Source organism: Stutzerimonas stutzeri, assembly GCF_000935215.1.
In the GTDB taxonomy this organism is placed as follows: Bacteria; Pseudomonadota; Gammaproteobacteria; order Pseudomonadales; family Pseudomonadaceae; genus Stutzerimonas.
This window is the reverse complement of record NZ_JXXD01000240.1, coordinates 14203-34169: the sequence shown is the minus strand read 5'-3', so window position 1 is coordinate 34169 and position 19967 is coordinate 14203. Positions and strand designations below refer to the sequence as shown.

The following is a 19967-nucleotide window of genomic DNA, read 5'->3' as shown; positions in this document are numbered from 1 at the left end:
TCCGTCCTTACAGCTGTACGCCAGAGAAAGACATGAAGCCCAGCGACATCAGTCCGATGGTGATGAAGGTGATACCCAACCCCTGCAACCCATCCGGAACATCGCTGTATTTCAGTTTCTCGCGAATACCGGCCAGCAAAGCAATGGCCAGCGCCCAGGATGCGCCGGAGCCGAACCCGTAGACGACACTCTCGCCCAGGTTGTAGTCACGCTCGACCATGAACAAAGTGCCGCCCATGATGGCGCAGTTCACGGTGATCAGCGGCAGGAATACGCCCAGTGCGTTGTAGAGGCTAGGTACGTACTTATCCAGCAGCATTTCCAAGATTTGCACAATGGCCGCGATCACGCCGATATAGCTGAGCAGACCGAGAAAGCTCAGGTCCACATCTGGCAATCCTGCCCAGGACAACGCACCGGCTTTCAGCAGGTAGGTGTAGATCAGGTTGTTGGCAGGCACGGTAATGGCCTGCACCACGATGACCGCGATACCCAGGCCGATGGCGGTTTCCACCTTTTTGGAAATCGCGATGAAGGTACACATGCCGAGGAAGAACGCCAGCGCCATGTTCTCGATGAACACCGCACGGACGAACAAGCTGATGTAGTGCTCCATTAGTAAGCCTCCTTGTTCGAGACTTGCGGCGCCATCTTGAAGGCAGGCTTCTCGACCTGTTCCTTCTTCCAGGTGCGAATGCCCCAGATGAACAGACCGATCAGGAAGAACGCCGAAGGTGGCAGCAGCAGCAAGCCGTTGGGCTGATACCAACCACCGTCGTTCACAACTGGAATAATGGTGTAACCCATCAGCTTGCCAGCTCCGAACAGTTCGCGAACGATGCCGAGCGCAATGAGCATGGCGCTGTAGCCCAGACCGTTGCCGATACCGTCGAAGAACGACAGCATTGGCGGGTTCTGCATGGCGAAGGCTTCCGCACGTCCCATCACGATACAGTTGGTGATGATCAGACCGACGAACACCGACAACTGCTTGGACAACGAGAAGGCATAGGCCTTGAGGATCTGATCAACCACGATCACCAGCGAGGCGATGATCACCATCTGCACGATCATGCGGATCGAGTTGGGGATCTGACTGCGGATCATCGAGATGAACAGGTTGGAGAACGCCGTGACCAGCGTCAGCGCCACTGACATCACCAGCGCCGTGTTCAGGTTGGACGTGACCGCCAGCGCCGAGCAGATTCCGAGAATCTGCAGGCCAATGGGGTTGTTATTGAAGATCGGATTGAGCAGAACTTCTTTGACAGTGGGTTGCGACATGATCAAGCCTCCCCAGCGCGCAGATTAGCGATAAATGGACCGAAGCCGTTCTCGCCCAACCAGAAGTGCAACAGCGAGTTGACGCCGTTGCTGGTCAGGGTCGCACCGGCCAGGGCATCGACCTGGTGGTCGGCTTTCGGGCTCTGAGGGTCGACACCGCCCTTGACGATCTGCACCGCCAGTTTGCCGTTGTCGTCGTACAGTTCCTTGCCGGGCCACATGCCGCGCCACTTCGGATTGTCGACCTCACCGCCAAGGCCCGGGGTTTCACCGTGCTGGTAGAAGCCGAAGCCGGCAACGGTATTCAGGTCACCCTCGACTGCCATGAAGCCATAGAGCGTCGACCAGAGACCGTAGCCACGAACCGGCAGGATCAGCGTATCGATCTCGCCCTCGCCCTGCCCTTCGACGATATAAACGGTGCTGTAACGCTCGCGACGCTTGATCGAGGCAATATCCTGCTCCCCAGGCAGCGCCTGGGACAGCGCAGGGTCCTTGGCAGCGGCGAGCGGATCGAAGGTCTTGGCTTCGAATTCATCGCTGAACTTGCCGGTTTCCAGATCGACCAGACGGGCGACGATGCGCTCGTTGAACAACTGCTTGACCTGATTACCGGACATGCCCGCCTCGCCCAGACCGGCGATCGCCAGGATGCTGCGCTGCTTGTCCAGCAGACGGTTTTCCTGCTGAGTCGGGCGAAGCGCCACGGCGGCGCCAGCCACGAAGATGGAGCACACCAGGCAGACCAACAGGGCTACCGTCAGCGTGCGAACGGTGGATTCTTTCTGACTAGACATTACGTGCCAGCCTCCGCTTGATATTGGCCTGAATGACGAAATGGTCAATCAGCGGCGCACACAGGTTGGCGAACAGGATCGCCAGCATCATGCCTTCCGGGAAGGCGGGGTTGACCACGCGGATCAGCACGACCATCACACCGATCAGGATGCCGAACACCCACTTGCCGGTATTGGTCATGGAGGCCGACACCGGGTCGGTCGCCATGAAGATCATGCCGAAGGCGAAGCCACCGACGACCATGTGCCAGTACCAGGGCATGCCGAACAGCGGGTTGGTGTCCGAACCGATCAGGTTGAACAGGAAGCTCAGACCGATCATGCCGAGCATCACACCGGAAACGATGCGCCAGGAGGCAATCTTGCTACCGATCAGGATAACGCCGCCGATAAAGATCGCCAGCGTGCTGGTTTCACCGATCGAGCCATGAATGGTACCGACGAAGGCGTCCATCCAGGTGATGCCGTTGTCGATCACGTTTTCGATACCGCCGACGAAGCCGAGGCTCAGCGCAGTTGCGCCGGCATAGCCATCGACCGCAGTCCAGACGCCGTCACCGGACATCTGTGCCGGGTAGGCAAAGAACAGGAACGCCCGCGCAGTCAGCGCCGGGTTCAGGAAGTTCTTGCCGGTACCACCGAAGATTTCCTTGCCGATTACCACGCCGAAGCTGATACCCAGCGCGACCTGCCACAGCGGAATGCTCGGCGGCAGGATCAGGGCAAACAGCACGGATGTAACGAAGAAGCCCTCGTTGACCTCGTGCTTGCGGATCGAAGCGAACAGCACTTCCCAGAACCCACCGACGATGAAGGTCACCGCGTAGATCGGAAGGAAGTAGGCTGCGCCCTGGATGAAGTTATCCCAGAGACTGTTCGGATCGAAGCCCGCCAGTGCGCCGATCAGACCGAAGCGCCAGCCTTCTTGAGCTGCGAGCAGATCAGGGCTCTGCGCGAAGATCAGGTTGGCCTGGTAGCCGGTGTTCCACATGCCGAAGAACATCGCCGGGAAGGTACACATCCAGACGGTGATCATCATGCGCTTGAGGTCGATGCCGTCGCGCACGTGGGCCGTGGTCTTGGTGACGCTGCCGGGACGATAGAGGAAAGTGTCGGCCGCTTCGTAAAGCGCGTACCACTTCTCGTACTTGCCGCCTTTTTCGAAATGATGCTCGATCTTGTCGAGGAATGCGCGAATGCCCATGCCTTAACCCTCCTTCTCGATGCGGGTCAGATTGTCCCGCAGGATCGGGCCGTATTCGTATTTCCCGGCACAGACATAGCTGCACAGCGCCAGATCTTCTTCATCCAGCTCCAGGCAACCGAGTTTCTGCGCCACTTCGGTGTCACCCACGATCAGTGCACGCAGCAACTGGGTCGGCAGGACGTCCAGCGGCATGACCTCTTCGTAGTTACCTACCGGCACCATCGCCCGTGGGCTGCCGTTGGTGGAGGTAGAGAAGGCGAACTTCTTGCCGGCCATCAGCTTGGAGATATAGATGTTGAGGATCGAATGCTTGTCGACGCCCGGGCGCATGTAATGGAGCATTTCGCGCTCCTTGCCCTCACGCAGGCAGGAAACCTGCTGGTGGTAGCGACCAAGGTAGGCGAACGCACCATGGGCGGTACGACCACCCAGCAGCGAGCCGGAAACGACGCGATTGGCTCCGGGTTGCAACTCACCAGCGGTCAGTTCGTCGAGGTTGGCACCGAGACGGGCACGTACCAGACGTGGCTGCTCGACCACCGGGCCGGCCAGTGCGACAACGCGCTCCACCGACAAACGCCCACTGGTGAACAGCTTGCCCACGGCAATCACGTCCTGATAACCGATGGTCCAGACGCTTTTGCTGGCGCTTACCGGGTCAAGGAAATGGATGTGGGTACCAGCCAGCCCGGCAGGATGCGGACCGTTGAAGCTTTCGACCTGAACCTTGGCCAGGGACTCGCCTGGCAACGAGGCATTTGGCGCCTTGCACAGGAACACCTTGGCCAGATTAGTCAGGACCTTGAGTCCGGCTTCAAAGGCTTCAGGCTGTTCAGCGATGATGATCGCCGGATCGGCTGCCAGCGGATGCGTGTCGATCGCGGTCACGAAAATCGAGGCAGGCGTGGCATCGACGGCCGGCACCTTGCTGAACGGGCGCGTGCGCAGCGCGGTCCACAGGCCTGACTGCTGCAGGTTTTCACGCACCTGCTCGCCGCTCAGACCATCCAGCTGGGCTGGCGAATAGCTCGTGAAGGTGACCTCTTCATCGCCCTCGAGGTCGATGACCACCGATTGCAGCACGCGCTTTTCGCCGCGGTGAACTGCACTGACGACACCGGCGCCGGGCGCGGTGTAATGCACGCCTTCGGACTTCTTGTCGGAAAAAAGGATCTGCCCCAGCTTAACCCGATCACCGACCTGAACAGCCATGGTTGGCTTCATGGTCGGATAGTCGAAGCCGACGACGGCGACGCTGCGCACGGGCCTGCCGGCCTCGATACGCTGCGCCGGCGCACCGGCTATGGGCAAATCAAGCCCTCGTTTTATATTGATCATCGGTTTGCCTAACCACTGATTTTAGAAAGCTTTTTTTGCAGGCCCAGCGGCATGGCGCAAAGTAGGATTGCGCCGCGCGCGCCAATACGTTATTGACGCGACACCATGTCGCGGACCCAGGTAAAAAATCCGCCCGATTATAGAGGTCGCGGACCTTGACTGACCACCCAAGCATTGCGGATTTTTGACTCGAAACAAGAGAAGCAAAATTAGCGGCGCACGAAATCGAGCCCACCGCTCGGCCGCTCAACCCCGGCAGCTCGCGCTATTACTTACCGCCCAGAAAAGCGAAACGGGAGCCGAGGCTCCCGTTTCGATTTCACCGTCCGCAGCGTTTAGCGCGGGAAGGCTGGCGGGTTAACCCCTGCCATGTCTTCCATCACCCGCACGACCTGACAGCTGTAGCCGAACTCGTTGTCGTACCAGACGTAAAGCACGACACGGTTGTCGTTGCAAATGGTCGCTTCGGCATCCACCACGCCGGCATGGCGCGATCCGACGAAATCAGTGGATACAACTTCCTGCGAGTTGACGAAGTCGATCTGTTTCTGCAGATCCGAGTGCATGGCCATCTGGCGCAGGTACTCGTTGATCTCTTCGCGACTGGTGGCCTTCTCCAGGTTCAGGTTGAGAATTGCCATGGACACGTTCGGCGTAGGGACGCGGATCGCGTTGCCAGTCAGCTTGCCTTTGAGCACCGGCAGCGCCTTGGCTGCAGCGGTGGCGGCACCCGTTTCGGTGATCACCATGTTCAGCGCAGCGCTGCGACCACGACGACTGCCCTTGTGGAAGTTGTCGATCAGGTTCTGGTCGTTGGTGTACGAATGCACCGTTTCCACGTGACCGTTGACGATGCCGTACTGATCGTTCACCGCCTTGAGCACCGGCACGATGGCGTTGGTTGTGCAGGATGCAGCGGAGATGATCTTGTCATCGGCGGTGATGTCGCCATGGTTGATGCCATGCACGATGTTCTTCAGCTCACCCTTGCCCGGCGCGGTCAATACGACGCGAGCAACACCCGGGCACTTGAGGTGCTGACCCAGGCCTTCGGCGTCACGCCACTTGCCAGTGTTGTCGACCAGCAGCGCGTTCTCGATGCCGTACTGGGTGTAATCCACCGAGGACGGATCGTTGGAGTAGATCACCTGGATCAGGTTGCCGTTGGCGGTGATGGTGCTGTTCTCTTCGTCGATGGTGATGGTGCCATCGAAAGGACCATGCACCGAGTCGCGACGCAGCAGGCTGGCACGCTTGACCAGATCGTTGTCCGCGCCCTTGCGCACGACGATGGCGCGCAGGCGCAGGCCGTCGCCACCACCGGTTTTCTCGATCAGGATACGCGCCAGCAGACGGCCGATACGGCCGAAACCGTAGAGAACCACGTCAGTGCCCTTGTGACCAGCTGCAGCGTGACGCTTGTCGGCCACCTCAGCCAGCTCTTCACGGACGAACTGCTCGAGATTGCGACCGTTGCCCGCTTCCTTGTACTTGGCGACCAGCTTGCCCAGGTCCACCGAAGCGGCGCCCAGGTTCATTTCGCTCATCGTCTTGAGGATCTGGAAGGTGTCGTGCACCGACAGCTCGGTTTCGTCGGCGATGCGGTGACGGGCGAAACGGTGTGCCTTGAGGATGGCGATCACCGAACGATTGATCAGGCCACGGCCGTAGATCGAAGTCACCACGTTATTGTTGCGATACAGCTGACCAATCAGCGGAATCATCGCTTCGGCGAGCGCTTCGCGGTCAATCCATTCACCAAGACACTGGTCGGGCTTCTGAGTCACGGGCAGTTCCTTCCAACATGTAGGGGCTGAGAAAAGGGGCTACATTATGACGGCGCACCCTAGCGCCGGCAATCTGCAGCGGACGAAACACTGACAGCCAACCGCCTCGATAGTTACAATCCCGGCGGCCTATTTTTTGATCGGAGCCACGCCCACTCGTGTCCGTCTTGCGCCTTCCCCCCCTGCCTGCCGCCAGCGGCAAGCAACATTGGGGCAATCTTCCAGGAGCTGCGCTAAGCCTGGCGATTGCCGAAGCAGCCAGCAACGCCAAACGCTTCACGCTCCTGCTCACTGCCGACAGCCAAAGCGCCGAGCGCCTGCAGGAAGAACTCGCCTTCTTCGCGCCACAGCTGGCGGTATTGCATTTTCCTGACTGGGAAACGCTGCCCTACGACATCTTCTCGCCGCACCAGGACATCGTCTCCCAGCGCATTGCCGCCCTCTACCAGCTACCGGAGCTGAGCCACGGCGTGCTGGTAGTGCCGATCACCACCGCCCTACACAGGCTGGCGCCAAAGCGCTTCCTGCTGGGTTCGAGCCTGGTGCTGGACGTCGGGCAGAAGCTGGATGTGGAGCAGATGCGCCTGCGCCTGGAAGCAGCCGGCTATCGCTGCGTGGACACCGTGTACGAGCACGGCGAGTTCGCCGTGCGCGGCGCGTTGATCGACCTGTTCCCCATGGGCAGCCCCCTGCCCTACCGCATCGACCTGTTCGATGACGAGATCGAGACACTGCGCACCTTCGATCCGGAGAACCAGCGCTCGATCGACAAGGTCGAGTCGATCCGCCTGTTGCCAGCACGCGAGTTCCCCCTGAAGAAGGAGGCAGTCACCGGCTTCCGCGCGCGTTTCCGCGAGCGTTTCGACGTCGACTTCCGCCGCTGCCCGATCTACCAGGACCTCTCTACCGGCATCACCCCAGCGGGCATCGAGTATTACCTACCGCTGTTCTACGAAGAAACCGCGACGCTTTTCGACTACCTGCCTGAAGACAGCCAGGTGTTCTCCCTGCCCGGCATCGAGCAGGCCGCCGAGCAGTTCTGGAGCGACGTTCGCAATCGCTACGAAGAACGCCGCGTCGACCCCGAGCGACCGCTGCTGCCGCCGGCCGAACTGTTCATGCCGGTGGAGGATTGCTTCGCTCGGCTCAAGCTCTGGCCGCGTGTGGTCGCCAGCCAACAGGATGTCGAGCCTGGCATCGGCCGCGAACGCTTCACCGCGCAGGCCCTGCCGGAACTGGCAATCGAGGCCAAGGCGAGCGAACCGCTGGGCAAGCTGCGACGCTTCCTCGACGAATATGCCGGGCGTGTGCTGTTTACTGCCGAATCAGCCGGCCGCCGCGAAGTATTGCTCGAGCTGCTCGCCCGTCTGAAGCTGCGCCCGCAAGAAGTCGAAGGCTGGGAGGAATTCCTCGCCAGCCAGGAGCGCCTGGCGATCACCATCGCCCCGCTCGACGAAGGCCTGCAACTGGACGACGTCGCACTGGTTGCGGAAAGCCCGCTGTTCGGTCAGCGCGTCATGCAGCGCCGGCGACGCGAGAAGAGTCGCGACGGTGGCGAGAACGTCATCAAGAACCTCACCGAGCTGCGCGAAGGCTCGCCGGTGGTGCACATCGATCACGGTGTCGGTCGCTACCAGGGCCTGGTCACCCTGGAGATCGAAGGCCAGGCGCAGGAATTCCTGCTGCTGCAGTACGCCGAGGACGCCAAGCTCTACGTACCGGTCGCCAGCCTGCACCTGATCGCCCGCTATACAGGCAGCGACGACGCGCTCGCGCCACTGCACCGGCTCGGCTCGGAAACCTGGCAGAAAGCCAAGCGTAAGGCGGCCGAGCAGGTCCGCGATGTCGCGGCCGAGCTGCTGGATATTTACGCCCGCCGCGCCGCACGCGAGGGTTATGCCTTCAAGGACCCGCAGGTCGACTACGAAACGTTCGCCGCAGGCTTTCCGTTCGAAGAAACGCCCGATCAGCAGGCCGCCATCGACGCGGTACGCGAGGACCTGCTGTCGGCCAAGCCGATGGATCGTCTGGTCTGTGGTGACGTCGGCTTTGGCAAGACCGAGGTAGCCATGCGTGCCGCCTTCATCGCCGTCCATGGCGGCCGGCAGGTTGGCGTACTGGTGCCGACCACCCTGCTCGCTCAGCAGCACTACAACAGCTTCCGCGACCGCTTCGCCGACTGGCCGGTGCGGGTCGAGGTGATGAGCCGCTTCAAGTCCGCCAAGGAAGTGCAGAACGCTATCGCCGAGCTTGCCGAGGGCAAGATCGACATTCTCATCGGCACCCACAAGCTGCTGCAGGATGACGTCAAGTTCAGCAACCTGGGCCTGGTCATCATCGATGAGGAACACCGTTTCGGCGTGCGTCAGAAGGAACAGCTCAAGGCGCTGCGCAGCGAGGTGGACATTCTCACGCTGACCGCCACGCCGATTCCACGCACGCTGAACATGTCCATCGCCGGCATGCGCGACCTGTCGATCATCGCCACGCCGCCGGCGCGCCGGCTGTCGGTTCGCACCTTCGTCATGGAACAGCAGAACACCGTGATCAAGGAGGCGCTGCTGCGCGAGCTGTTGCGCGGCGGCCAGGTCTATTACCTGCACAACGATGTGAAGACCATCGAGAAATGCGCCGCCGACCTGCAGGCACTGGTGCCGGAGGCACGCGTCGCGATCGGCCACGGGCAAATGCGCGAGCGTGACCTCGAACAGGTCATGAGCGACTTCTACCACAAGCGTTTCAACGTGCTGGTGGCCTCGACCATTATCGAAACCGGCATCGACGTGCCCAGCGCCAACACCATCATCATCGAGCGCGCCGACAAGTTCGGCCTGGCGCAGCTGCACCAGCTGCGTGGCCGGGTAGGCCGTAGCCACCACCAAGCCTATGCCTATCTGCTGACCCCGACCCGCAAGGCAATGACCGATGACGCGCAGAAGCGCCTGGAAGCCATCGCCAATGCCCAGGACCTCGGTGCAGGCTTTGTCCTCGCCACCCACGACCTGGAAATCCGCGGCGCCGGCGAGCTGCTCGGCGAGGGTCAGAGCGGGCAGATCCAGGCGGTTGGCTTCACCCTTTATATGGAAATGCTCGAGCGCGCGGTCAAGGCGATCCGCAAGGGCGAGCAGCCGAATCTGGAGCAGCCGCTCGGCGGCGGGCCGGAAATCAACCTGCGCCTGGCAGCCCTGATCCCGGAAGACTACCTGCCGGATGTGCATGCCCGCCTGATCCTCTACAAGCGCATTGCCAATGCGGCCGACGAAGACGGGCTGAAAGAACTGCAGGTGGAGATGATCGACCGCTTCGGCCTGCTACCGGAACCGACGAAGAACCTGGTGCGCCTGACGCTGCTCAAGCTGCAGGCGGAAAAGCTCGGCATTACCAAGATCGACGCAGGCCCGCAGGGTGGGCGCATCGAGTTCTCGGCCGACACCTCGGTCGACCCGATGGTGCTGATCAAGCTGATCCAGAGTCAGCCGAATCGCTACAAGTTCGAAGGCGCCACGCTGTTCAAATTCCAGGTGCCGATGGAACGCCCGGAGGAACGCTTCAATACGCTGGAAGCGCTGCTCGAGCGGCTGGCGCCCAATGAGCAAGGATCGTAGATGCCACTTCGCTATCTGGTCTTGCTGCTGACGCTGCTGGCGCCTCAGGCTCACGCCGAGGCGCTATATCGCGTCGAGCTGATCCTGTTTCGCCACGCCCCGCCACTGGAAGCCAGCCAGCACGCGCCCTACGACTGGGCCGATAGTGCGCAGGTGCTGGACAGGCGCGCCGAACGCCAACCAACCCTCGAGCATGTCGCCGCCAGGCTTACGCCGGACCAGGGCTACCAGGTACTGTTGCAACGGGCCTGGCAGCAAGCAGTCAGCGAAGATGCGCCGACCATTGCACTGCACCAGGGGCAACGCCATTTCGAGCACTACCCGATTCAGGGTCTGCTGAGGGTCAGACCCGGGCGCTATATGCAGACCGACATGACCTTCTGGGTGAACCGCTTCGGCGAGTACGGCCAACTGCTCACCAGCGAGCGCCTGACGCAGCGGGTTCGCCTGATCCCTGGCCGGCTGACCTACATCGACCATGACAGCCTCGGGCTGCTTATCGAAATGAAGCCACTATGAGCACTTCGCACCGATATCCGGCCCACAGTAGGCTGACCTGCCTTGCCGCATCCCGACACAGAGGACCTGGCAGATGAGCCCTCCGCTGGCGCCTCGCGACGAACGACTGATCGACGATCTGCCGCCCGTACCGCTGCTCAGTCTCGGCAGTCATCTGGCAATCAACTACCAGCCGGGCAACCAGCGCATGGTCAGCGACCATCAGCATCGCGCCGGCCTGTCGTTCCTCTACGGGGAGGCATGTATTCATGGCAAACGCGACGGCGAACGTGTCCGTCATCTGGTCGGCAACGAGCTGCAGCTGATCGCACGCCACCCTCAGGCCGAACAGGCACTGCGCAGACAACTTGAACAACTGGGCTTCCGGCCGGCGCTGCGCCAGAGCCTGGCGCTGCCGAAGGAGTCGGCGGAGATGTTCCAGCTGCCCGGCGAAGATGCCTGGCTCAGGTTCGTTCAGGAGCAACTGCCCGAACTGCGCCGAGAAGGCTGGCAGATCGATATCCATCCCGGCTTCGCCTACGACCTGACCGCCATCGACAGCTGGTACGCGCAGATTGACGAGTCAGCTGATGACGACTGGTTCGATCTCGATCTCGGCATCATCGTCAACGGGCAGCGCATCGGCATGCTGCCGGTCCTGTTGCGGCTGATCCGCCAGAACCCTCAACTGCTCAGCCCTCGCGCCATCGCGCTGCGTAGCGATGAGGAGCAGCTGCGCGTGCAACTGGACCGGCCGGGACAACACGACAAGCAGGCGCTGCAGGTGACGCTGCCGCTGGGGCGCATCAAGCCGATTCTGGCGACCCTCGGTGAACTCTACATGCGCGAACAGATGGATGGGCCATCGCTGCGTATGAGCAAGGCCGACGGCGCGCGCCTGGCTGGGCTCGACAGCCTGGCACCGCAATGGAAAGGCGGTGAACGACTGCGTGAGTTCGCCGGGCGCCTGCGCAACCCTGACATCAAGGCCTGCCCGCCCCCAACCGGGCTCGCTGGCAAACTGCGGCCCTACCAGCAGCAGGGCCTGGTCTGGATGCAGACGCTGCGTGAGCTGGGCGCAGGCGGCATCCTCGGCGACGACATGGGGCTGGGCAAGACACTGCAGAGCCTCGCCCACATCCTCGCCGAAAAGCAGGCAGGACGGCTCGATCGTCCGGCGCTGGTGGTGATGCCGACCAGCCTGATTCCCAACTGGCAGGACGAGGCCAGCCGTTTCGCCCCGCAGCTACGGGTATTGACGCTCAAGGGCAGCACCCGGCAGAAACACTTCGGCGAACTTGGCGAGCACGATCTGCTGCTGACCAGCTATGCGCTGCTGACGCGCGACATAGCCGCACTGCGTGAGCAGCCGCTGCACCTACTCATTCTCGATGAGGCGCAGCACATCAAGAATCCGTCCGGCAAAGCGGCCCAGGCCGTACGCGAAATGCAGACCCGACAGCGCCTGTGCCTGACCGGCACACCGCTGGAGAATCACCTCGGCGAGCTCTGGTCGCTATTCCACTTCCTCATGCCCGGGTGGCTTGGAGACGCCAAAAGCTTCACCCAGGAGTACCGCAACCCGATCGAAAAACACGGCGACGATGCACGACTGGCGCATCTGCGCGCTCGCATTCGGCCGTTCCTGCTGCGGCGCACCAAGGAACAGGTAGCCACTGAGCTGCCGGCCAAGAACGAGTTCGTCCACTGGGTCGAACTGAATGACGTCCAGCGCGAGGTCTACGAGACCTTGCGGCTGGCAATGGATCGCAAGGTGCGCGACGAGATCGAGCGCAAGGGACTCGCGCGCAGCCAGATGGTCATCCTTGAGGCGCTGCTCAAGCTGCGTCAGGTCTGCTGCGACCTGCGCCTGCTGAAGGGTGAGTCGGCACGAGCCGCACGCGGCAGCAGCTCCGGCAAGCTCGACAGCCTGCTGGAGATGCTCGACGAGCTGATGAGCGAAGGCCGACGGGTGCTGCTGTTTTCCCAGTTCACCTCGATGCTGGCGTTGATCGAGCAGGCGCTGCACAAGCGCGGCATCGAGTACGTCAAGCTGACGGGTGAGACCGATGATCGACGCACGCCGGTCGAGCGCTTCCAGGCCGGCGAAGTGCCGCTGTTCCTGATCAGCCTGAAGGCCGGTGGCACCGGGCTCAATCTGACGGCGGCGGATACGGTGATCCACTACGATCCCTGGTGGAATCCCGCTGCGGAGAACCAGGCGACCGACCGCGCCTATCGCATCGGCCAGGACAAGCCGGTCTTCGTCTATCGTCTTATTAGCCGCGGCACCGTCGAGGAGCGCATCCGCGAGTTGCAGGCGCGCAAGGCCGAACTCGCGGCCGGTGTGCTCGAAGGTGCAGTCGACGGCAGCTTGCAGCTTGGCGAACGCGACATCGACGCCCTGTTCGCACCGCTACCCTGACGCTATGGCGGCATGCAAACTTGTGACACCGGCGAGTGCAGCAGTTTGCGCTTTGCCAGATCATCGCCACCTCGCTTACGTTTCCGTCCCGAGGCGCCCCGCCGCCTCCACGATCACTGGCATCGGTTACAAAAGGAACCGCACCATGAGTCTCTACGAGATCGCCTTTTCCGGCCAACTGCTCCCGGGCGCCAAGCTCGAGCAGGTCGAGGCCAACCTGACCAAGCTGTTCCAGGCCGACGCCCAGCGTATCGCGCTGCTGTTCTCCGGCCGGCGCATCGTGATCAAGCAGAATCTGGACTTCGCCGCGGCCGAAAAATATCGCCAGGCGATGGAGCGTGCCGGCGCGCAGGTAGAACTCAAACCGCTGCCCGTCGATGTGGAGGAAATCGAACTGGCGCCGCCTCCGGCATCGACGGCGACCAGCACGGCCAGCACCGAGAGCAGCGCAGGAAAAACGAGCGACGCCCCGGCCACACTCAAGGTGACGCCGCGTGACGAATACATGGCAGCCTTCGCCGACGTCGAGGCACCGGACTTCGGTATTGCGCCGATCGGCGTCGACCTGCAGGACGTCCGGCCCGAGCCAGAGGCGCCGCGCGTGGACCTTTCTCAGTTCAGCCTTGCCCCGGTGGGCAGCGACATGGGCGAAAAGCCGCGCGACACCACCGCCGTGGTGCCGGATATATCGCATCTGAAGCTGCAGGACTGACGGGCACACGTTCGGGAGTGAGCGCCGCAGAGACTCCTCAGGCGCTCAGCTTCAGACCAACCAGCCCAGCCAGCAACAGCAGCACGCTCACCAGCCGCGCGGGCGAGGCGCTTTCGCCGAAGATGAGAATGCCCAGCAGCACGGTACCCAATGCGCCGATACCGACCCAGATGCCGTAGGCGGTGCCCACCGGCAGAACCTGCATGGCACGCGCGAGCAGGAAAAAGCTGCCAGCCATGGCCGCTATGGTGAGCACACTGGGTAGCGGGCGGGTGAAGCCTTCGGAAGCCTTGAGGCCAATGGCCCAACCCACTTCCAGAAGGCCGGCTACGATCAGCATGATCCAGGCCGAATGCATGACGATGACTCCATCAACTGCAGGGTCGTCCCCGCACGAGTCGACATGCCAGCGGGTCGTCCCGCGGCGGACGCGACCCTAGCACAGCGGCGCACTGTTTTGGACCACTCGCAGCGCCCGTCGATCGCAGGTTTACTGATTGCTGAACGGAGATCGATGTTGGTCCCATGCTCCAGCGTGGAACCATCAGCAGCTCCCGTGTCCGCGCCGGAGCGTGGGTATGGTCATCAAAGATGTAGCCGATGCGGTCCCATCGCGAATGCCACGCGGTGGATGGGTGAAGCGTCATCCACCCTACGAACCACCCCGTAGGGTGGAAAACTGCGAAGCATTTTCCACCTTGGATAGCGGACAGATGAGCCCCTGCCTACGCCACCTCATGCCCGCGGGCCGCTTCGCTCAGGTAGAACCAGGCGGGGCGGTCCAGCGCTAATTCAGCGCCCAGCAGCGCCTCCTCGATCCGTCCCCAGCGCAGGCTGCCGAGGATCGGCAACGGGCGGCCGGGCAATTCCCGAAGCCAGGCCAGCGCCACCTGATTGGCCGTTGCGCCCAGCTCGGCGGCGACCTCACTGAGTGCGCTGCACAAGCGCTCACCGAAGCGTCCTCCGCCCATGGGCGACCAGGCCAGTACCTGCAGGCCGGCAGCCTGCAGCGCATGCAGGCTGCCATCCCATACCCAGTGCTGGGCCTGCAGCGAGAGCTCGATCTGGTTGCAGCGCAGCGGCACGCGTTGCGCCAATGCCTGGCAATGCAACACCTCGGCGTTTGACAGCCCTACCCAGCCGACCTTGCCGCTGGCGATCAGGTCGTTCAGCGTGTCCGCCACCTCGTCGACCTGCAACAGCGGGTCCGGCCGGTGCAGCAGAAAACCGTCGAGCCGCTCGACACCCAGACGCGCCAGGCTGCCGTCCACCGCCTCGCGCAGATAACGGGCACTGGTGTCGTAGTGCTTGACCTGCCAGCGCGAGCAATCCTGCTCCGCCGGCACGATATCGACCTTGCCGATGATCTGCAGACGCTGGCGCAGCCCCGGCGCCAGGCGCAGCGCCGCGCCGAAGTGCGCCTCGCAGCGCCCGCCAGCATAGAGATCGGCATGGTCGAAACCGTTCAGCCCGCGCTCGACACAGCGTTCGATGAACGCCAGCAGTGCCTGGGGTTCACCCAGCTCGGGGTATTCCAGCAGGCGCATCATGCCCAGCAACAGCGGCTGGGCGAGCACGGGCGACGCCATGGCACGGCTCCGTCAGAAGATGTAATCGGTGGTCAGGAAGCTCGACTGGCGGTCACGAATGATCTGGTCGACCAGTTGCTTGTTGGCCTCGTTGAAGCGGGTCGCCACCAGAGTGCGGATGGAGAACACGCGCAGGGCGTCATGTACCGACAGCGTGCCTTCGGCGGAATTCTTGCGACCATTGAACGGATAGCTGTCCGGTCCGCGCTGGCACTGGGCGTTGATGTTGATGCGGCCGACCTGGTTGACGAAAGCATCGACCAGCTCGCCGACCTGCGCCGGGTCGTTGCCGAAGATCGACAGCTGCTGGCCGTAGTCGGAGGCGGTGACGTAGTCGATCACCTCCTGCAGCTCGCGATACGGCACCACCGGCACCAGCGGACCGAACTGCTCTTCGTGGTAGACACGCATGGACGAATCCACCGGGCTCAGCACGGCCGGCTGGAAGAAGGTCTGGTGCGACTCGCCACCGCCGGCGTTGATCACCCGCGCGCCCTTGGCCACGGCGTCTTCCAGCACCGCATGCAGGTAATCGGTCTTGCCCGGCTCCGGCAGCGGCGTCAGCGCCACGCCCGGCTCCCAGGGCATGCCCGGCTTGAGGGCGTTGACCCGCGCAGCAAGGCGTTCGAGGAAGCCATCGAGCACCGCCTCATGCACGAAGAGAATCTTCAGCGCAGTGCAGCGCTGGCCATTGAACGACAGCGCGCCGGTCACCGCCTCTTCCACCGCATTGTCCAGATCGACCTGCGGCAGGACGATGCCCGGATTCTTCGCGTCCAGCCCCAGCGCGGCGCGCAGGCGGTGCGGGCGCGGGTGAAGTTTCTTCAGATCGGCGGCGCCCTTGTGCGTGCCGATAAAGGCGAACACGTCGATCTTGCCGCTGGCCATCAGTGCGCTGACCGTCTCGCGACCACGGCCGTAGATGACGTTGATGACGCCGGCCGGGAAGCTGTCGCGGAAGGCTTCGAGCAGCGGATGTACCAACAGCACGCCGAACTTGGCCGGTTTGAACACCACCGTGTTGCCCATGATCAGCGCCGGGATCAGCGTGGTGAAGGTTTCGTTGAGTGGATAGTTGTACGGCCCCATGCACAGCGCCACGCCCATCGGCACCCGACGGATCTGCCCCAACGTACCCTGCTCCAGTTCGAAGCGGCTGGAGCTACGGTCCAGCTCCTTCAGTGCGTGAATGGTGTCGACGATGTAATCGCAGGTGCGATCGAACTCCTTCTCGGAGTCCTTGAGGTTCTTGCCGATCTCCCACATCAGCAGCTTGACCACCGCGTCGCGCTGTTCGCGCATGCGCGCCAGAAAGCTCTCGACATGGGCAATGCGCTCGGCCACGCGCATGGTCGGCCAGGCACCGCGACCGTAGTCATAGGCGGCGACAGCGGCGTCCAGCGCACGCAGCGCGGCGTCGGCATCCAGCAGCGGCGTACTGCCCAGGACTACCTGGCGCTCGCTGCCGTCCGCCTCACGCAGGAACACCGGGCTGCGTACCTCGGCCAAAGGACCGTCCCAGTTCATCAGCTCGCCATCGACCAGATAATCGCGCTGCGTAACCGGTGCATCCGGACGATAGGCTTCGGGAATCTCATCCAGACGGGGGAAAAGCTCGGAAAGCGGGCGCGCGTTGCTCATGCAACCTCCAGGTAGCGAGAAGATGGTGAAAGAGGCGGCGGCCCTTCGCCCGCCGCAGGGGATGGGACTGTTACAGCTCGCGCTGCTCGGCACGCTCGGCGCGCAGGTCGAAGTCACGTGGCAGCTCGGCCGCCGGCGCACTGTCCAGCGCCTGCAGGGCCTGGCGCGTGGCGCTTTCGATGGCGGCCCAGTCGCCGGCACGCACGGCCTTGGCATCGACCATCCAGGTGCCGCCGACACACATCACATTGGTCAGGGCGAGGTAGTCCCGCGCGTTGCGCGCATTGACGCCACCGGTCGGGCAGAAGCGGATGTCACCGAACGGCCCGCCCAGCGCCTTGAGTGCTGCCACGCCGCCGCAGATCTCGGCGGGGAACAGCTTGAAGCGGCGATAGCCCATGGCGTAGCCGAGCATGATTTCCGAAGCACTGGCGACGCCCGGCAGCAGCGGCAGCGGCCCTTGCAACGCGGCCTCGAGCAGCGCCGGGGTGCTGCCGGGCGAGACGATGAACTGCGCCCCGGCGGCCTCGGCCTGCTCCAGCATGTTGGCGTCGAGCACGGTGCCGGCGCCGACCATCAGCTCCGGGCGCTGCTCGCGCAGCAGGCGAATCGCGCCAAGGCCCAGCGCCGAACGCAGGGTGATTTCCAGCACGCGCAGGCCGCCGGCGGCCAGAGCATCGGCCAGCGGCAGGATGTCCGCCTCACGTTCGATGGTGATCACCGGCAGGATGCGCGCGGCGCTGCACCACTGGTCGATCAGGGCGATCTTGTCGGTCATGGCGTCGACGCTGGTTTGGATAGATGTCATGGAAAATTCCTTGCGGCCTCAGGGGCACCAGTAGATTTCGAGGGGACGGGCGAGGAAGGCGCGAATCGGCATCGCTTCGTAGGGCTCGCCAGCCAAGGCCTGATTGAGCGTGGCCAGCTTGCCGCGACCATGCAGGGCGAGCAGCGTCAGCCGCGCGCTGGCCAGCAGCGCCAGGGTCATGCTCAGGCGCTGGCGCGGCACAGTCGGCGCCTGCATCGGCAGGCAGCGCCGCGTGCCACGCGGGTCGAGCGCCTGCTGCAGATTCGGGCTGTCGGGGAACAGCGAGGCGGTGTGGCCGTCTTCACCCATGCCCAGCACCAGCACGTCGATTGGCGGCAGTTCAGCCAATACGGCATCGGCACGATCAGCGGCCTGCTCGAGGCTTGTCGCGCTCTGGTAGAGGCCGACCAGGCGCGCCGCGGCGGCCGGCCCCTGCAGCAGGTGGCGACGCAGCAGGCCTTCATTGCTGTCGGGATGGCTGACCGGCACCCAGCGCTCGTCGGCGAGGCTGACGGTGACCTTGGCCCAGTCCAGTTCCTGCTGCGCGAGGCGCTCGAAGAAGGCGATCGGGCTGCGGCCGCCGGAAAGCACCAGCGTCGCCGCGCCACGTTCGGCAATCGCGCTGCGCAGGGCGTTGCTCACGGTCAGCGCCAGTTCGCCGGCCAGCTGCTCGGCGTCACCAAGGCTGAAACCCAGGGTCTGCACCGGCAGATCGAGATTAGAGATCGTCATACCAACTCCTGCCATCACGGCTGATCAGGGCAATCGAAGCAGCCGGTCCCCAGCTGCCTGCTGCGTACGGTTTGGGTGGGGCGCCGACGCGCTGCCAGCCGTCGATCAGCTGGTCGCACCACTTCCAGGCGTATTCGATTTCGTCCTTGCGCACGAAGAGGTTCTGGTTGCCCTTCATCACTTCCAGCAACAGCCGCTCGTAGGCGTCGGGGATGCGCGGGCTCTTGTAGGTTTCCGAGAAATTCAGCTGCAACGGGCCGCTGCGCAGCTGCATGCCCTTGTCCAGGCCCTGGTCCTTGGTCATCACCAGCAGCGAGATGCCCTCCTGCGGCTGCAGGCGGATGATCAGTTTGTTGCCGATAAGCTGGCGCTGTTCCGGGGCGAAGATGTAGTGCGGCGGCGCCTTGAAGTGGATAACGATCTGCGAGAGCTTCTGCGGCATTCGCTTGCCGGTACGCAGGTAGAACGGCACGCCCGCCCAGCGCCAGTTACAGATTTCCGCCCGCAGCGCGACGAAGGTTTCGGTGTCGCTCTGGGTGTTGGAGTTTTCTTCCTCCAGATAGCCCGGTACGTGGCGGCCGAGGATGCTGCCGGCGACGTACTGGCCGCGCACCAGCTGCTGGCCGAGCTGTTCCGGTGCAATCGGCGCCAGCGCCTTGAGCACCTTGACCTTCTCGTCGCGGATGCTGTCGGCCGAGAGGTCGCTGGGCGGGTCCATGGCGATCAGGCAGAGCAGCTGCAGCAGGTGATTCTGAATCATGTCGCGCAACTGGCCGGCCTGATCGAAGTAGCCCCAGCGGCCTTCGATACCGACGGTTTCGGCAACGGTGATCTCCACGTGGGAGATGTGGTTCTGGTTCCACTGGGTTTCGAACAAGCTGTTGGCGAAACGCAGGGCGATCAGGTTCTGCACCGTGTCCTTGCCCAGGTAATGGTCGATGCGATAGGTGCGGTCTTCCGGGAAGAAGCGCGCCACCGCGTCGTTCACTTCGCGGGACGACTCCAGGTCGTGGCCGATGGGCTTTTCCAGCACTACGCGGGTGCGCTCGGCCAGGCCCGCCTCGGCCAGCCCGGCGCAGATCGCACCGTAGACAGATGCAGGCGTGGCAAAGAAGGCGACGATGCTATCCGCGTTGCCGGCCTTGTCCGCCAGCGCGGCAAAATCCTCGGCGCGGCGGAAATCCATGCTCAGGTAGTCCAGGCGCGCCATGAAGCGCTGCAGCACGGCTTCATCGAGGTCGCGTTCGCCGACATGGCGGCGCAGATGTTCTTCGATCATCGCCAGATGGCTTGCCGCCTCGCCGCTCTCACGAGCCAGCGCGAGCAGACGCGTTTCGGTTGGCAGCAGACCGGCGCGATCGAGCTGATAGAGCGCGGGGAACAGCTTGCGCAGGGCCAGATCACCGAGGGCGCCGAACAGCGCCAGGGTGCAGGGTTCGACAGATAGTGGCGTCATGATGTTTGTTCTTCTACTAAAACTGCACTATGAATACACGGCGATGCCCTGTTATTCAAGTTCAATGTAGTAATAAAAACAACATTTA

Annotated in this window: 16 protein-coding genes; 4 read left to right on the top strand and 12 right to left on the bottom strand. The window is 63.0% G+C overall.

Translation table 11 applies throughout. The features are described from left to right. Nucleotides 1-7: 7 nt before the first annotated feature. From nqrE to LO50_RS20355, 6 genes are all read right to left on the bottom strand, one after another. The gene (gene nqrE, locus LO50_RS20380; RefSeq protein WP_003283709.1) at nucleotides 8-616 is read right to left on the bottom strand and encodes an NADH:ubiquinone reductase (Na(+)-transporting) subunit E; all 609 of its coding nucleotides are present in this window, start codon (nucleotides 614-616) and stop codon (nucleotides 8-10) included. Beyond that, nucleotides 616-1290, bottom strand: a complete 675-nt coding sequence (locus tag LO50_RS20375; RefSeq protein ID WP_173425604.1) for an NADH:ubiquinone reductase (Na(+)-transporting) subunit D — start codon at nucleotides 1288-1290, stop codon at nucleotides 616-618. Before LO50_RS20375 ends, nqrE begins: the two co-directional genes overlap by 1 nt. Further along, nucleotides 1287-2081, bottom strand: coding sequence for a Na(+)-translocating NADH-quinone reductase subunit C (locus LO50_RS20370; protein ID WP_014820917.1), 795 nt, complete (start codon nucleotides 2079-2081; stop codon nucleotides 1287-1289). The genes LO50_RS20375 and LO50_RS20370 overlap by 4 nt, the downstream gene beginning before the upstream one ends. After that, nucleotides 2074-3285 carry an NADH:ubiquinone reductase (Na(+)-transporting) subunit B gene (locus LO50_RS20365; RefSeq protein ID WP_044316179.1) on the bottom strand — a complete coding sequence of 404 codons (1212 nt, stop codon included), beginning with the start codon at nucleotides 3283-3285 and terminating at the stop codon, nucleotides 2074-2076. Before LO50_RS20365 ends, LO50_RS20370 begins: the two co-directional genes overlap by 8 nt. 3 nt (nucleotides 3286-3288) lie before the next feature. Further along, on the bottom strand, nucleotides 3289-4626 hold the full coding sequence (locus LO50_RS20360; protein ID WP_003299658.1) for a Na(+)-translocating NADH-quinone reductase subunit A: 1338 nt from the start codon (nucleotides 4624-4626) through the stop codon (nucleotides 3289-3291). Nucleotides 4627-4961: 335 nt separating this feature from the next. Beyond that, nucleotides 4962-6413 carry a glyceraldehyde-3-phosphate dehydrogenase gene (locus LO50_RS20355; RefSeq protein WP_014820920.1) on the bottom strand — a complete coding sequence of 484 codons (1452 nt, stop codon included), beginning with the start codon at nucleotides 6411-6413 and terminating at the stop codon, nucleotides 4962-4964. Nucleotides 6414-6571: 158 nt separating this feature from the next. Here LO50_RS20355 and mfd point away from each other — a divergent pair, with 158 nt between their 5' ends. The 4 genes from mfd (at nucleotide 6572) to LO50_RS20335 (ending at nucleotide 13653) form a co-directional block, all read left to right on the top strand. Next, nucleotides 6572-10018: a transcription-repair coupling factor gene (gene mfd / locus LO50_RS20350; RefSeq protein WP_014820921.1), complete on the top strand. Its 3447-nt coding sequence runs from the start codon at nucleotides 6572-6574 to the stop codon at nucleotides 10016-10018. Then, entirely contained in the window at nucleotides 10019-10537 is a 519-nt protein-coding gene (locus LO50_RS20345) for a CsiV family protein (RefSeq protein ID WP_044316178.1), read from the top strand. 73 nt (nucleotides 10538-10610) lie between these two features. Further along, nucleotides 10611-12941 (top strand): DEAD/DEAH box helicase, encoded by a 2331-nt coding sequence (locus LO50_RS20340; RefSeq protein ID WP_044316177.1) that lies wholly within the window; start codon nucleotides 10611-10613, stop codon nucleotides 12939-12941. 145 nt (nucleotides 12942-13086) lie between these two features. Then, entirely contained in the window at nucleotides 13087-13653 is a 567-nt protein-coding gene (locus LO50_RS20335) for a hypothetical protein (protein ID WP_044316176.1), read from the top strand. Nucleotides 13654-13690: 37 nt separating this feature from the next. On the opposite strand, the gene sugE is transcribed toward LO50_RS20335, so the two are convergent. From sugE to zwf, 6 genes are all read right to left on the bottom strand, one after another. After that, nucleotides 13691-14011 (bottom strand): quaternary ammonium compound efflux SMR transporter SugE, encoded by a 321-nt coding sequence (gene sugE, locus LO50_RS20330; protein WP_014820923.1) that lies wholly within the window; start codon nucleotides 14009-14011, stop codon nucleotides 13691-13693. A gap of 367 nt (nucleotides 14012-14378) precedes the next feature. Beyond that, nucleotides 14379-15242, bottom strand: coding sequence for an aldo/keto reductase (locus LO50_RS20325; protein WP_044316175.1), 864 nt, complete (start codon nucleotides 15240-15242; stop codon nucleotides 14379-14381). Nucleotides 15243-15254: 12 nt separating this feature from the next. Further along, a complete protein-coding gene (locus LO50_RS20320; protein WP_044316174.1) occupies nucleotides 15255-16883 on the bottom strand; it encodes an NADP-dependent glyceraldehyde-3-phosphate dehydrogenase in 1629 nt (542 codons plus the stop codon). Between the two features lie 70 nt (nucleotides 16884-16953). Then, nucleotides 16954-17691 carry a bifunctional 4-hydroxy-2-oxoglutarate aldolase/2-dehydro-3-deoxy-phosphogluconate aldolase gene (locus LO50_RS20315; RefSeq protein WP_044316173.1) on the bottom strand — a complete coding sequence of 246 codons (738 nt, stop codon included), beginning with the start codon at nucleotides 17689-17691 and terminating at the stop codon, nucleotides 16954-16956. A gap of 18 nt (nucleotides 17692-17709) precedes the next feature. Then, entirely contained in the window at nucleotides 17710-18423 is a 714-nt protein-coding gene (gene pgl / locus LO50_RS20310; RefSeq protein ID WP_044316172.1) for a 6-phosphogluconolactonase, read from the bottom strand. Next, nucleotides 18410-19879, bottom strand: a complete 1470-nt coding sequence (zwf, locus tag LO50_RS20305; protein WP_044316171.1) for a glucose-6-phosphate dehydrogenase — start codon at nucleotides 19877-19879, stop codon at nucleotides 18410-18412. Before zwf ends, pgl begins: the two co-directional genes overlap by 14 nt. Between the last annotated feature and the right edge of the window lie 88 nt (nucleotides 19880-19967).